The 17,463-nt window shown below is 41.4% G+C and carries 4 protein-coding genes; all 4 read right to left on the reverse strand.

The genetic code is table 11. The annotated features are described in order from the left end of the window. Positions 1-42: 42 nt before the first annotated feature. Positions 43-4,815 carry an OmpA family protein gene (locus OW495_RS14360; protein WP_102514585.1) on the reverse strand — a complete coding sequence of 1,591 codons (4,773 nt, stop codon included), beginning with the start codon at positions 4,813-4,815 and terminating at the stop codon, positions 43-45. Beyond that, complete coding sequence (locus OW495_RS14365) at positions 4,815-5,930, reverse strand: hypothetical protein (protein WP_099167552.1); 1,116 nt, start codon at positions 5,928-5,930, stop codon at positions 4,815-4,817. The genes OW495_RS14360 and OW495_RS14365 overlap by 1 nt, the downstream gene beginning before the upstream one ends. Before the next feature lie 3 nt (positions 5,931-5,933). Next, positions 5,934-7,628: a hypothetical protein gene (locus OW495_RS14370; protein ID WP_102514587.1), complete on the reverse strand. Its 1,695-nt coding sequence runs from the start codon at positions 7,626-7,628 to the stop codon at positions 5,934-5,936. 852 nt (positions 7,629-8,480) lie between these two features. Then, complete coding sequence (locus tag OW495_RS14375; protein WP_289887156.1) at positions 8,481-17,282, reverse strand: tandem large repeat; 8,802 nt, start codon at positions 17,280-17,282, stop codon at positions 8,481-8,483. Positions 17,283-17,463 lie beyond the last annotated feature (181 nt).

Raw genomic sequence — 17,463 nt, forward strand, 5'->3', positions numbered from 1 at the left:
TCATTCCGATAGAAACAAAAAAACCGCCCGAAGGCGGTTTTTTTATATTGATTTTTGCTGCGGAGCACTAACATTCATCGGTTCTTTCACAATCCAATCCTCGATCCACGCTTTTCGTTTCACCGGGTTGTTCGCTAACTCTTTTTGCCAATAGAGAAAAGCCGAATCATTCATTCGAGAAGCATCTCCTTCAATCTCCATCCAAGGCACCCCTTGCACACTGTATTTTTGACCACCAGGCAAAGACAATTTCTGAGGCTGCTTTATAGGATACTCCCCTACGCCGGGTGCAAGCCCCGTTTGCGATAACGATGATACCGAAATATGCACCGGTAAGAACTCTGCTTTTGTCTTGTCTACAATAGGACCAAATGGCCTCAAAGTAGGCACTCGTCGTCCAGTAGGAGAGGTGTATCTAAGCTCAAACTTAACAATATGTAGCGTTCTACGGTCATTAAATGGGTCTAGGTATCGATTAGGAGCGTCTTTGACTTTCGTCTGAAACTCTTCCACAAAAGATGTTAGGTCCGATGTAACCTCAGTATCAACTTCAGTGAAACTCACTTCTTTAATTTCTACTTTTGCATAAGGAGAAGGGACTTCTTTCGTATAAGTGTACTCACCTACTTCAAGCAATGAACCAAAGAAACTTGGTCCTTCAGTTGCATCTTTTGAAAAAATCGATTCTTGCTCTTCAATCGACAAAGATAACCGCATTGGCACCCGATAGCCCTCTCCCATCATGCGTCTATATATCTCTTTTTCGCCTCCTTCGGAAAGAAACGCGACATATATAGTAACTGGTTTATCATTAGACCAATCAAGTACAGAGGATTTTGGTGCTTTATCATCGAACCACTCAAAACCACTGCCTTTCGAAACAGCACTAAAGATCGAAACATCACCTTTTAGATACGGTGCAATACCTTCAGATTTTTTAGCAGAAGTACTTTTAACAAACTCTTCGATTAGTAAATCATATTCGTTAATCACTACTTGCCTATTCGCCAGACCGTCGTATAGAACAAGTGGTAAACCATCAACCTCGACTTCTCCATCGTCATTCAGATAACACTGCTTACCATAGGTGTTATTGTCATCGACACCATAGTTAAACTTGAATAACTGCTGTTCAATACCTGCTAGAGACAACGTATTCCCATCAGCAGTGAAATAGTATTGCATTGAGCGAGCTTCTCCACTTTGTTTCCATTTATCGAAGCTTTGCATCTCGTAATTTGAGTATAAAGGCTTAAGACCTGGGATTTCATATTCGCCGAACCAATATGTTGGCTCAAATTCAACACATGTCAGATGCTCTTCAACTGCGTGTTGGTCAAAGTAACTTTTTAGCTTATCGTTGCTCCCGCAAAAAGTTAGATCATCCGCTTTTCGCGGTGCCATCAGAACCTCAAAGCTTGGCCCTTTAAAGTCCCAAAGCGACCGCTCACAACAATATTGCAAAGTTGTCTTAAATATCTTTTTCTTAGATTTAGAGGCATTACTTGATAATACAATCTGTACCTTAATACGTGTAAAAGGCGTAATTCGATTGGTTTTATTTGGGGAAATCCACTCTTCAAGCGGCTTCCAAGAAACCCCATCCCCTTTACTCTCAACTAGCAAACGGCTGAAGCCGATATCGTCCGATTTAATCGACTCCACGTTGTTATCGAACATTTTCGCGAAATCGGAAAAGCCATTGTCCGAATCCCCCTGATATAGACGTGCTTGTACTGGGAAGCCTTTATTGAACTCCCCTTGAATGCGAGCTCTCTTCAACAAAGGGGACAATTGTGGCGAATGTTCGTTTTTCCAAGATTGCGCAAAAGCTCGGGCAGCACTTGCACCTGACTTATCGTCCCTAACTCGTTGAATCCAGTTCTGAGCCATTGTGTTGTAATTGCTTAACGGCGCCTCCCAGTTATCGTTGATAACGTAAACATCGATGTAATCCTTAACTCGATATTCCTCAAGCAACCCTTGCAACTTAGAAACATTTGGATTCCAAAGCGAAATTCGAGCAAGCAGTTCCACGAGCCCATTAAGCGCAAGAGCACGGAGTAAAAATCGTTTCTGCAGCTCTTGCACCGTTTCTTTATTCTTCAGATGAGACTCAACTTCATCACGTGTCTTTATCTCACTACGCTCAATCGTTACTTTTAAATCTCTGTACTGTTGAAGAACTCGGATATGGATTTTACCTAACTGGTTTAGTTGGTCGATATTCTGATAACGTCCTTTAAAGTCAGAATAGGCTTTTTCAGTAATGAGCTCGTCCAACACAGATAACCCACAGTCTGCTAGCTCTGCTCCGGACTTTAGATACAAAATACCCGCAGCAAGCGGAGCTAGCGGAGTAAACATCGCAAACCCGCTAAGAGTGGTTAATACCGCTGCGACTTGCGCCTTCTGCGTATCATCTAAGCCAACATCCAATGCTTGCTTCAACTGGCGTGCTTTCTCTAATTCCACCATTCCGCTGCGGCTCGGTGGTAAAACAACTTGATAGTTAGGAATAATCAATCGAACTTCAACTCGTCGATCTAAAGCTGCTGGGGCACTGTCTCCGGTCTGTGACATATCGCTCTTGGTACTATCAGCCGTAAGCGGTTGAGTATTTCCATAAGACGCCGTGTAAACCTTTTCTTCTAAGCTAGAGTCAATGGAGGTTATTGCGTTGGTAACAGTTTTTGCACGATTAGCAGCAACAAGATCGTTCGCATCAGAAGATCCAATCCTACCAGCATGCCCTTCTATCGATACCTTGTAGCTTGGGTTATCTAGCATCAATAGCGACAAGTTCTTACACACTTGTTTAATGTCTGTTCTCAGCTTGCCGTGCTCATTGCCATGTTGCCATTCGTTGAACTTAAAGTTGATATGAATCGCTAACCCTTGGCTGTCCTCAACTATGTGGGCTATCTCCTCACCATCGCTACCATTGATGACGTTTTTAGCATCGTCTAACGCTTGTACCCATTGTTGATACGCTTTAATAACTGAAATAGATTGAAGGTAACTTTGAGATACAGCATCGAAATCTTCTTTGGCTTCAAGAGATTTTTTCTCAAGCTCGTTTTCTTTTTGCACCAAATCGTACAAGTCAACTAAGCTAGAGCCAGATTCAAGAATTGGAAATGCTCGGTTCATCTTCTCCATAACGGAGCCATTAAACCATGACCTCGCAAGTCGTGTTGAGTTCTCGCTGAACGTATCCGTGATCAAGCTAGCTTTTATCACATCGAGTTCGCGCTTAATAAAAGAGATGTTCATACCGCTCTTGCGAAACGCCAAGGCTGCCGCTTGATTAAAGTCGAGCCCCTTATTGGCAAATCTTATCGCTTTGGTCAATTCTTTACGGCTTTCTTTAAATGCTGAAAAGCCAAAAGCGAGTGCAACACTGCTGGTCATTAAATCAGGCAATTTCTGATGCTCAATGTCCGACCAGATCCCTTTAGCTACACTGAACATCGTTGCTTTTAGGTTTTCTGAAAATGGATTCCCTCCCATCAGAAAACCTTCAGCCAAACTTTCCGCATTCTTTTTGATTGCTGACGCTAATCCGAGTGTATTAACACCCGTGCCGCTAAGAGGAACCGATTTACCGGTTTTTGTCATTAACTCGCTGTAATTGGAGGGTAATGCTTGGGGGTACTGATAAAACAAACACTCTTCAAGAGAGATCATGTCGCCGCACACAATAGCGAGTTTTCCGTAACCGCTGATTGATTTAAACGTTACCTTTTCGTTCAATTCGTAGGTATAACAATCCTGATCTGCTACGCCAGTGACTGCTGACAATTTATTCCGTTCAAACCTTAGTCGTCCAGACTGAATAACTTCAGGAAACTTATTTTGAAGACGCTTGTTTTCTTTAAGATAATCCTGAACAAAGAACTGAACCCTCAGACCGTAGAAACCATCACCCAGCACGATGTGATCATCTTCTGAGGTTGACTCAGAATTCGCAGGTTCAATAACCGAAGGTAGATTAAATGATACAGATGGCAAAGTGTCATTAAATTCTTGCGACTCTTGATCTTCATCATCATAAAAAGGCTGGCTCACGACGCCTCTTTCCAATACGACCTCTGACGTTTCTTGCTGATTGCCAAGTGTGCTGCAATATTTTATTAATGAGACTTCCGCACCTATGTAAATATCGCTGCTAAACACGATACTAACAGTATTAACACTGGGTACAACAAACCCCTCAATAACCTCAACGCCAGATAACTGGATATCTGCATACCACTGGTTGTAGTTTTCTTCTTCTTGAGAAAGGGGCTGCCCATGCTCCTCTATATAAGGCTTCGCAAGTTGTTTTACAGAAATTTTGGTAGGGCTAAACCGTTTCGCTACGTTTCTCCAACTCATCTCCGTATACAGTGATTTCATTGTTTCTTTTAGTTCAACAACAGATGACGATTTTTGCACTAATTGACCAATTAAATTAGTGGACGGAAACAACATCTCATAGCTTTGATTAATATCAATCGTTGTGATGGGGCTATTATGGCGAAGAAGTACTTGCTTTTTACTATCTTCAGCTTCACCTAAGTACGATAGGTTACATAGCCTGCCATATTGGTCACTTCCCCAGAACCTAGGCAAAGTTACAGAGTCTTGGGCAAGAGCATCTATTAGTATTGGGGTAAATGGGATAGGTCGAACATTCTTTACTTGATCTACGCTGGTTAAGTCTGACACTGTATTCCAATTACTGAACTCGCGACCCACATCTGTAGCTTCACCTTGAAAATACACACCCAGTAAATACATCGGTTTATCGTAAGTACATAAATCAACCATCACTCACTCTCCTTAAACCAAAGACCATCATTTACCAAGCCATTGTATAAGCTCATATTAGAGTTAACGCCTATTTCGCCAGTACCCAACGCATACCATTGCCAGCGTCGATGTGTTTCGCGATCGACGACAGTCATACGAGATACGCGGTCATGTGCACTGAATCGAGCATCTTTTCCTAATATCCCTGAACCCACATATTCGGTTTTTTCGTATTTTTTTACAGTTTCATTTTCAATATCAAAAATGAATCTATTCTGATTATTTTGGCCCCAAGCATATCGACCCGTTGGACTCATACCCCGAAATTTCAACCACTCTCTTTGCTGAACCTTACCTGTTGGATTAATGCTTATATGTTTCAGAGCATTGTTCGTTAAATCTCGCTTAAACACCCCTGTGTAACTTAGATTCGTTATCGTCTTATTTTTCAGGACAGCGTAAGGTCCAACTCCAAAATCAATCGCTTCAATTTCGCCAGTTTCAGAATTCCAACGCGCGTTATCAACATCAAAATTCTGTCCCGGCATGGTATGAAAATATAAATAACGGCTATCCTCTGACCAAACCATGCCAGGAGAGCCACCTCCCATCACTCGCGTTTTTACACCCGTTTGTAAGTCATAAACATACTTGCCAGTTCCCCTATCTATCCAAGCAACATAACGCAAGTTAGGAGAGCGTCGAATAAGTACAATGCCATCAACCTTGGTATCTGGAACCACTAAACGTAAATCTGTACCATCCGTCTTCATGCTCCAAATCTTCAGTTTCACCCTGTCATCATCATCATTGTCCCATGCAAACTGAAAACGCGGCAGATCATAAGAGCTAGCATCGTTAATGTCTTCCTTAGGCCATTCATCTGAATTAAAGACATAGTATTTAGGAAACTGACCCGGCATAGGTTGTATTTCGTCATCGGATACCCAATTCTCATTGGTAACTGCCGATTCCATTACGTAGTAGTTTTGCTCGCCGACATAAACGCGATCTGGGTGTTTTTCTTGCTCTGTTTGCGCAGAACTCGAAATAGGGGAAGCACTCTGTTGAGATTGATCATTACAACCAATGATTGCTAAGCCTAATAACGTTATTAGTAGTGTTTTTTTCATTTTTTAGCCTAATAAATCCGTAACTTTTACTTTTTCGCGCAACTTAAACATTTCGGGAGTTTCAATCCCTCGTGATGCATGAGCTCCCCTTAAAATATCGACTTCTTTAACCTTTTCAGGCCAGCCACTAAATCGTAAATTGAGATAGCCATCTTCATCGACCTTGGCACAACGAAAATATGCTTTTTGCGACCAACTATGCTCGTCGTTTTGTAACATAAAATAGTCATCGGGTTGATCAGTGGAGCTAAGAACACGATAGCGTAATAAGATCTCGCTTCCAGGAGGCGGTATATTGACTGCGGCGACATTGCAATCGTTCTGTACATTCACAACCGCATTCACTTTTTGACTTTCAGAGAGCTCAGGCAAAGCAAAAACGGTTTGTTGAGTAAATTCTTGATTACTGCTGTAGTCTGACGTTTCAGCTAGTGAAACAGCCATCGATTCATAATTGCTTTCTAATTCAGAAATAGCAGCATCACTTAATGCTTGAGATGCGTAATACAGGTAAACGCCTTGGCACTCACCTTTGATTTTGTATGGTATCCAGATGTGAGGTAGCGGATAACCCAGAACCTCATCACTCAGTGTAGAAGAGGCTTTCATAGGGCTAGGATGTGTCGGAACCATCAATTGCTCATGTTCAAAACCAACGAACTTGATCTCGACCTCCTCTGCAACCAAACTAAACACTCTTGCCTGCTCATTGATGTCTAGTTCGCCGCTAAACACTTCTACTCCATCTTGCAAAATGGTGAACCGTTCAAAAGCAACATTCTCTCCGGGGAACAACGAAGATCCATCAATATTGACGTGTCTTGTCTCCGTTGTTTTTTTTCGGCTATTGCTCATGTCTACATCAGCAAAATATCCATCATTTGTTACCTGTAGTTCGCGCCAAACTTCCCCATTCCAAATAATGTAAACACGCCCCGACTTGTAGCCATCCCATGAAGAACCCGATTTGTATAGCGGAACTACCGGCACCAACACGTTATCCCACTCTTCCATCTGCGTTTCTTTATCAACGGGCTGCAGGTCTTCGGCGAGTTTAAGCAAAATTGGCTGAGGCTGGTCAGAACAAGGAATTTTGATATATAGCGTTTTACACTCAGCTTCGAGGGCTTTAAACGTCGCGAGACTACGGTGTTTGTTCTCGGTATCGGCTTTGCCTACAGTCACTTTTTCTTTTTGAGCTTCGGTTTTTCCCAACATCAAACATGCCGCATTGCTAGACCACTGCCCTGCAAACTCGACAACGATTTTATGTTCTGGAGAAGGTTCAACTGGCGAAAAGCTGTAATGACGTGCCAAAGGTACATCGTCGACAACTTGCTGATAATTAGCTTTGTGAACGCGCTCTGAGCCACTATTACTCACCCTGTCAATATGTAACTTAAGTTTAGGGGAGCTTGCTAGCTGCTTACTCGTTAATGGGCGTATCCGCACATTGGAAGAAAGACAAACCCAGTTCGCTTTTACAAGTTCTACTCGAATAGCGTTGAGCAGGCTGTGGACATTTTTTTTAGCCGACGCAGTAATCTGCTGAAGCAAAGTGCTTGGTAATTGAGCCAAGATGTCTTTAGGGGTGCGCACACGCGAAAATAGCCCGATACACTCATCCGGTGTTAAGACATATTGAAGGTCGTTCGTACTGAGAGACGAACTAGATATAAATTTGCAAACTAAGTGCATTTGGATTCTCCACAACCTACAGGTATATATAGTTGCGGTGATAACTAAGCTGATAAGGCTTAAAAAACGATTTGGTTAAACAAATTCTACGCGTAATGGTTATAAATTTCAATAGATTAGAAGGAGTATCGTCAAAAACCATAACACTAGCAATAAAGCCAATTAAACAGGATAAATAGTCATTTCGTCTGACTAACTAAAAAGGCAAATTAATTTGAACGGATGTCACATAATAATCATTTCATTACGTACTTAAGTAAATACTAACTAGACCAAACACACATATCTGGTGGAAGCATTTCATCGATTTAGAAGGTTATATTAAGCATTTTCTCATCTGTAAAAGATAAAAAAAGTGGGAATAAATTCCCACATAAACTTAGCCAATATAAATAGGATTTATTTTGGAACACTAAATTGGCTTAAAAGGGTGGTACTAAAGTACCAAAATGCAGAACACCACATCAAATAACGATGTGATATAAACACTATATATATTATGCATTTAATATCAAGATGGCACTTTTATAGAGATAACACCAAAAACTACTATGCAAAATATCTATGCAATTGCCATTCTGATTGCATCACCAGTTATATTAGTTATCTGACTGAAAATATGACTAAATAATGAGATAGGAAAAACAAAATAATTTTCATTTCAATGACTCAGCATCACTAAACTAATCAATATTGGGCACTGGTGTACAATAATTTTCTTAATAAAATTGAGGGTAATAAAAATGATTAAGCCCCGGATACATACTCAAATTCCAACAACCTGAGATACATTTGCAAAAAGGTCTGCCGAATAGGCAGACCTTTGTCTAATCTTCCATATAACGATTAGCGTTACGCTGCTAGTTTTGTGCCCTTGTCGTAAATAAGCAGTTGTCGTAATAAACTTGGCACTATGACCACTGCAGCGTTCACATCCTTATTTAATGTAAATGTAGATTCAACCAAAGTAGCATCGGATCCAAGTGCATTGGCACCATGTAGTGACACCGTCACAGACCCACCTTCGACTGGATCAAGAGTCAGTTCATATTGCCAAACTCCGTTTTCACCAACCAGCACCTCAGCATCTGAAACTTTAACGCCCCCACTGTCTGTGACACTTAGGCTCAACTTATCACCTCCAGAAAAACGAACCGTAGTACCATCAAGAATCAACGTTGGTGACTCTGATTCATTAACATCGTTACCGCTGTTGATCGCAGAGATGCCAATAGTTGGCGTGATAGGCAGCGAGTGTGTGCTGTCTTGCGCACCCACATTACCCGATAAGTCTTGGTAATCTTTCACCACCAAATCCACCGTCAAATCAGACGACGTCGCGACTAATACATCGACATTGCCCGTCCACACGCTGGCGTCCGCACTCTGCGTCAACGGGATGTCCTTGCCACCCAACTCAGCACTGGCCGCTTGCAGCGCTTTATCGAACTTAAGACTGACCGATACGCTTTGACCTATCGCTTGGTGTGTTGGGTTAAACGTCACGCTCGTTAACGTCGGTACCGCTTGCGCGAGCGTAAAGCTTGCGCTTTCGCTTACTTGCACGCCTGAAGCGTTGGTGCCCGTCACAACGACGGTGTACGCACCATTCGGTTGATCGCTGATGTCAACGGTACTGCTGCTCCAAGCCCCACCGCTTGCTACGGTCGCGTTGCCACTTTTTAATACCGCCTCACTGCCTTGCGCTTTCACTTCTAGGCTGAGCCCTTGACCATCAAAACGGGTCGAGGTGCCTGAGAAGGCCAAGTCAGCGGCATTGCTGCCGTCCACACTGCCTACAGAGGTGATGTCCAAGGTTGGCGTGATAGGCAGCGAGTGTGTGCTGTCTTGCGCACCCACATTACCCACCAAATCTTTATACTGGCTTACAATCAAACCCACAGCTAGTTCATTGGTATCCGGTACTTGAACACTACCCTCCCAAACTTTCTTGTCGGCCGTTACAGTTAAGGAGCTAACTTCATTTTCACCAAGCATTGCGGTTGCTTCTTGTAATTCTTTATCGAACTCAAGAGTTACTTTTACATTTTCACCGATCTCCTGATGCAGTGGATCAAATGTCACTTTGGTCAGCGTTGGCAGAACACCCTCGACCCCCATAACCAAACTATCCCCTGTTCCGGGGATAGTATTTACGCTTTCGTAACTATTATCACCGACCCGTATGGTTATGTTTTTATCTTGTTTTTCTGGCGCTATGTAATTGACCGTCCAAGTTATGTTGTCTGTTGTACTCCATGATGCTTCCTTCAGCGCGCCTATATCATTGTCATCATCTGCTTTAATTTCGACATCTGAAAATTCAAACTTATTAACCTCTTCAGTAAAGGTAAATGAAATAGGAATTTCGACTCCACCAGCCAAAGGCATTGATGCTGCCGTTGATATTGTTAGCTCTGGAATACTTGCTGCTTCAACTTTTGTATTTAGTGACTTTTCGGTCTTGTGTTTAACTAAGTCGTCTGCTGTTACCGTTATTAGATAATCGCCAGGAGATAAAAGATAACGTATCAAGTAAGGGTCACCGTCTTTGATTGGTTCTTCAATTAACTGTGGGTTTACCGGGGCATCGGTACCGTTGTTTGCAGTAGAATTAACACTGCTTAGATTTTTATCGAAGACGTATGCTCTTACATCCAAATAATATTGCCCTTCCTCCGGAATCATCGAATCCTGAGTACTGGTGATACTTGAAATGACCGGAGCTTGGTAATCAACAATGGACGCAATGCCTTTAGAATCGTAAGTCTTATTGAGCACATTAACGTCGGTTATGACTCGCCCGATAGAATCGGTTACGGTTACTTTTTGCATATACTCAGCTTGAGCATCGATATCAAATGTCATCGTATCTGAAGCTGTTGAAGAGGCTATTTTTCCAGAAAACTTAATTGTGCTACCTGAAGCTGGAACCAAATCTATAGAATAGGAAGCAGCTTTAACATCCTCTCCCTCATCAGAAGTAATGGTGAACGCTTGGCTTTCATTGGTAAAAGCAAGCTTATCCCCTTGTAAACTTGTTATTCCATCAAAAGCCAAATCAATAGTTGGTACCCTAATGTCAATATCAATCGTTTTGTTTTGAGTCCAACCTACATTGTCAGTTGCTTCGACATTGACTCGTATCGAATTCAATCCCTGTAACTCAGTTTTCGGAAGATCAAAATAGAGATGCGAATTGTCGGGAATGTTATCTTTATCGAAGACATGCTTAGGATTGCTTAACGTGTATTTAACGCTTGCAATTCCACTCCCTTCATCCCAAACCGAAAACTGGAATCTAACCAAGTTAGCATCGTCCGGAGATTCATTGAGGGTAACTGTATCGTCAATATTTGGAACGCTATTATCGACCGTTACGCGGACTTCATCGCTCTTTGATTCACCCCATACATCAATAATTTGTATTCGCGGCTCAATTTTTTTGCCATCAAGTTTATCATCTAATGGCGCGGTAAACGTAGAGCAAGAATAGTCATCCTCACACTTAGGGAAAAGGCCAAAGTTCTCTGGGTTATCGTTCAAATTATATGACGCACCATCTAGAGTTACGGCGACATTTTCAAGATCAGAATTTTGTCCAACCTTCACCTTGAATTTCATTTCAAGGGTCTCACCTCGAATAATAGTATTTTCAGCAGGGCTAGTAATGGCGATTTCTAAATCGCCTTGGGCTGGAAGCAATAACTCTAAAGCATGGTCCAAACCTAAGTTTCCGGCGACATCAGACAAGTTCTTAATCGTGTATAAGTGCTGTAACGCCCCTGGAGAGAGAATATCGGAATACAAACCTGTATACGAACAGGTCGTTATACCCAATTTCGTGCTACAGCTATTTGGTTTAAAAGACTTGTTGAATCGGTTTCTTATTAATAATGGCTCATTACCATCACTAATATCCACACCAGAAAGATTGTCTTTGAAGCTCAATGTTAAGCTCAAAATTTTCTCACCTTTGTCGTTCAAACCAACGTCATTACCAGTAAATTGATATGTGTCCTGTTCAACCGTTGGGACATCGATATCCATCATATTAAAGCTGAACTTATTAACAGTTTCAGTGCCATTCGTTCCGACTGTTTTAGTTATCAAAACCACAGGTGAAACAGACATATTCACATCAGTTGTAACGCTACACTTATAATTCTCTTGAGGATTAGTTATAACACCTGAATAAGCATAGTTTGGACCATCTTCCGGTACACCTTCTGATGTGTAATTTTCTCTTACCCAACATTCTAATGTTCTCGCTTTTACCTCACCCACAGGGTCAAATTCAACATTAAGGGTACTTCCCGATATATGACTTTGGAAGTCAGTCGGTTTTGCGATTGACAGAGCTACGCCTTGACGTTGCACATTGATACTTGCTGACCTTGTTGCAGACGGCCTTTCTTGTTCTGAGTTATAGCGAACATTATTATAAACTTTGAATTCCAGCTGATAGGCTCCGTCTTCCGTTAGATCGGCCTCTGTCAACCTAGCTTCCCATAAGCCGTCTTTCTGAGAAAATGAGATGTTGTTGGTTTGTTCACCATATTTATAAGTACCTTCAACTAGCGGGATCCCGCTTTCGTCTTCGGCAGCAATACTGATAATTACAGGTTCACTACGAGTAATTTGTATCTGGCCACCAGCAGAAGAAACTGGTGTGCCACCTTCATATGTGAAAGTAACAGATTTAATCGTGGGCTTTGAGTTTTGAACTTTAACCACATAATCTACGCTTGTCGTATTCCCTCTAATGTCGGAACCACCTAATCTGATTGTGCGAGTCGCACTATCGACATAGTTTTCGCCTCCTAAAGGGATCTTCATTTCATCACCAACTAAGGTGCTTGCATCAGAGGGGTTTTCTTTAAAAGTCCAATACTCTAATGTTTCTTTGTTAACACCCTCTGACGAAGGTGTTCCCCTGTCATTTAAATCTTGAGCAGAAAGGTTGAATACATAATTACCAAGATAGAAACTTTCCGGATCAAACCCATTTAACTTTAATGATGGACCTTCACGATCTAACAGAATAGTTCTTATTTCCGTTTCAGATTCAAATCCATATTCGTCTACAGCTTTAAGGTACAGATTAGCCTTTTTGTCTTCCCCAATTACGATAGCGTCACTTTGTGTTTCTGTAATTACGATATCAAAAGGCTGCGTTGGATCTTTGGGGTCAATTGAACGTATTGCAGTTGCTTGACCTTGTTGCCAAAGTTCAACTTTAGATACGTCAGAATCGTCAGATACTGACGTAATCTTCACTGTAAAATTGGTACCAAGAACATAGCTTTCACCGGAGTTTGTATCTATTACCCACGGGTCAGCAAGTTCAATTACTGGCCCCTTATTATCGACTAAGAATTCAAATTCACCACTGTGTGTACCCAATGGAAAAGAGCTGTCTGTTGCTGTTACGTAGAAAAAGTTTTTCTCATTATATTTAAATGCATCTGCAACTAGTCTCACCTCTACATTAGGCTGAATACCAAAGAGATACGGTTCAGTACTCTCTTCAGGTTCGGTTTCGTACTGTTGTAAAGTGAAACGCCTTCCAGACTCTGGCTTCATTTCGACTTTAACCAAGCTTCCAGGGCTTAAACTCCAAGTAATATCAGGAACCCAACTTGAGTTACCACCCAGATGGTTGGCAATTTTAGATCCGTTTACTACCGGACCTTTTGAATCAAGTAATACACTAAATTGAGGAGCATTGGTCGTCTGACGGTTAACTATATTAGACAAATTGTCTTCAGCACTCACATATACAGTCCAATTACCATCTTTTGGACTAAGAATATTATCTTCTGCGCTACATTTTTCTCCAGAGCATAGTTTCACCTTAAAATATTTTTCTTCATTACTTGAAAAACGGTTCGGAGCATAACTATTGCTTTCTCCTGTGGCCGCGTTATAGAAAGTTAGGCCGCGCTTATCCAACTTATCCCCTACAGGATCATCAATTGTAAAAGTGAGTTCTTGGTTATAATTGGTGTTCAGGTAGACGCCCTCTTCGACCGGGTTATCGTCACCACCGATCGGGGGAGTGTAAGTGACCAAAGGATAATCATTATCGATATATAAGGTTTCTATATGGGGATCTTCCCCATTGTAACCATAGCTATTTCCATGCTCGTCCATTGCACTCGTTATAAGCTCAAACTTGTCAATACCTGTGAGATTTGACGACTCAGTATCAAGGGTAAATAGATACTCTTTTTTATAACTATCACCACCTGACTCTCGAATATTCAGGTCAATTGGAGTTCCCGTATTCGGTTCAGTTTTTTCATACCACATAGTAACAAATGATGGCTGACTGCCTTCTTCTACTACAATGCCAGATGGATCTTCCAAAAGAATCTGCGAATTTAAAACACCAGCAACGTAACGTTTATTTCCAACCCATGTTTCTCGGCCATTTTCGATACTTAGCGAAGGTTGAGGCGGTGATTTATCAATACTTTCGACATCACCGTCTATGATCTGTTCGCCATCTAGGCTTGGGTTAGCCATTGATATCTGATCGGCGTATCGCTGAGCTAGGTTAGCTGTAACACCATACTTTTCAGTCATAATGTTATAGTACGATTGCGCTAAGTCATTACGGTAAGACTTTGAGCTAAATTCATATGAATCTAGAACTATTTTTTTACCCCCACTACCAATACCGTTAGCTTGGCCATCGTACTGCAAGTCATCATAAATAGCGGAAGCAAAATCAACAGAGTTACTTAGTAGCATATTGTTTACTTGGGTAATGTCGTAAATCGCTTCTACTAAAAACCTATGAATGTAATTATTTGGCAGTTTTTCCGGAATAGCACCTTTCAACATTTCATTCGTCGCATACGAAACGATCGTTGGGTCGAAACCAAAGAATGAGTCACTTCCACCAGCGAGAGCATATTCTACGTCGTCTAAAATTCGTGCGGCATTCTCAGGGGTCTTGTTTCCAGCTTCAACTTGATTCCATTGAGAGTCAAACAGTCCGGTCTGGTATGTTGCTAGCTCGGTAATATAAAAAGTTTTAGAACCATTTAGTTTGAAGTAAGCTCCTATATTCGCGCTATTTAAGTTCACTTGTTCTGATTGTGTACCCGGATCACTTTCCCACTTGTAGTAATGCGGTTGTGTATTACCATCAATACCGATTAGCCGCACTCGCATAAAGTCGTAGTTAACTACATCGGTTGTTGTTTCACACCCAGCAACATCTAGTGCTTTATTTGTTCCATCACTTTCTAAGTGTTGAATAGTGGTACATCTTCCTAACGAGGTAAACTCCCCCTTCGAGTTTAACCCCTCCAATTGCACACTAGCCCCGATAAATGGAGTAACAATCGTCATTGTCGGTAAGTCGAAACTACTACGAAAATATACCTCTTGCTCAGCACTTTCATTTTCAGACTCGTCAATAGTTTGAATCACTAGTTTTTGACTGCTGTTCTCGGATGTAGAATCGAAGTTGTCACCAAGTATCTCTTTTACAAAAGGAACATAATAGATGACCTCATTTACGTGCCCTTCAGTATCAGAGATAGTTTCGTGGGGTATTTTAGCGGCAGAGGCTACGGTATCGGTCACCTTCTGAAGCGCGTAGTTGTTATCATTATTTGGGCTTACTAAATACTTAACAACTAGCTTAAGTTTGTCGGCACTAGATCCTAACCCCGTATCTCCATTGCCATCTGAAACTCTGACACGAACATATGGAATTTTGTTATCTTTGAGGTGGTTGACATTAAAGTCACTGAAATCAACACCTGGAATTGAGCTTAAAATCCCCTTACTCGCGTAAATGTAATCAATCTTCAAATAATCACGAGTGGATTGAACCGTTTCTGATGTGTAGGTATCTTGCGTATAAACATCTTCTTTAGATACTCGCTCCCCATCAACACTAACGTTGATATAATTCATTGGAGCATTCTTTGGATAGCTAATTACTTGCTCCGGAGCTTGATCATCCTTAGTTACTGTATGTGGCTCTATTCCTACATTCCCTTGCGTATCTGTCGCCGTAATTTCAAATGAAGTTGTTGATGATGAAAAGTCCGCTGCAGGATAGCTCTCTTCGAAGCTACAAGCGCTACCAAACTCAGCGTTCATCGGCTTACATTCTAAATTTTTAGGTAGTTCTCCATTGATTCTTACCGTCGTTGATTCGATATTTTGATAATCTTCTTTTATAATTCCTCTAAGAAAATAGTTATCATCTTTACCATTGAAAGTATCTTCTGAAGTTACCTCAATTACTGGTGCATTGTTGTCCCATTCAAAGTTTATATACTGGCCAACATCTCGCCCTTGAACTAATTCGTTGCCTAAGACATCAGTCGTATAAAAAACCAAACGTGCCGCAGTGACATTTGAGAGTCCCACTTCTACCGCGTCAATGGCTTTTGTGTCTACACCTACTTTAATACTTGTTTCTCTAAGACCAGATTCAAAGCCGTCGAACTCCAAGAAACAAAACTCACTATCCGAAGTTTGTTCATCGTCACATTGACTCTCGAGAGACCAGACACCGTCCAGTTGGTATTCAAGGTACGCTGAAACACCTTGAACACCAATTTCATCATTGAGCTTAATATCCACTTTATCGAGACCTGCCAATACATCACTGTCTGTTCTAGACACTGTAGGCGCTTCGGTATCAATTTCGGTTTCATCGCGAGGAGGGATCACACCGCCAGTACCGCTATTGGTGCCTTGGTCATTAATCTTACGGCTAAACTCAACATAGTCGTCTGCGTCTGTTCCTGAAATATTTAAGTTAGGATCATTGACGACAATTAGAACATGCTGTGCCAAATCGTTAGTGTAAATATCACTAGAGACTTTTTGTTGACCGAAGGTTAAAGGGGTTACCCCTCCCGACACAGTACTTATTTCCAGCCCATCAAGAAGACCATCGGCAATGACATCTCGATATTGGATATCAGCCAAATGCATCGATGTGTAAATATTACTCTGAGTATCACCGTATTTTTGAATTAGGTCGTACGAATAAGAAGAATAAGCGGTTAACAAAGCACCATATTGGTGACCGGATGTAGCAAAACTACTTTGACCACCTTTAGTAATGTCTATCGGAGTAGTTTCATTGACATCGAAACCATACATATCGTTAATGCTATTTAGTGATTCCGATATAGCAGTAGAGTCTGACACTCCCCTGCCTACTTTGTATTGAGTTAAGCCTGAAACGATGTTCGTCAAAGGGGTCAGCATTAAGTTTTGGTCACGCCCTTCTTTGTAATTGAGCATGGCTTCTAAACGCAGTGTTTTGCCGTTACTGACAGACACTGTATTTTTCGTTAAGGGATCGGTATAACTGCCTTCTTTAGCTACGATGAAAAGTGGCATCGATGAAGATTCAAATTCAACCTTGTAGTCACCAAAAGCATCGGAAGTCGTACTTGCTAACTTCCTACCTAGGTTTCCATCCTTGTATTCAAACACCTCAATTTTTGCACCGCTCACAGGAGCGTCAAAAACGTTACCTGAGATGCTTCCGGTATTCCTTGCTGGCGGGGTGTTATCACCTCCACCTTCCCCACCGCCACATGCGCTTAAGATAAGCGACGTAACAATAAGACCTAATGTTGATTTCAGCGTATTTTTAGTGAACATAGTATTCTGGCAGAGTATATTTTGCCGCGATTATATTATCGTCTAAAATTTTCTCAACATGACATAATAACTACTTGCAAAGTACAATTTATCTAAATCAAAAGGTGAAAGGTTTGTTTTTTATCACTCTAGAAACACACCCTATGCCTTTAGCCAGTCATTAAGAAGGAATGAACTAAAA

Source organism: Vibrio sp. 14N.309.X.WAT.E.F5 (assembly GCF_030397615.1).
Taxonomy (GTDB): Bacteria; Pseudomonadota; Gammaproteobacteria; order Enterobacterales; family Vibrionaceae; genus Vibrio; species Vibrio lentus.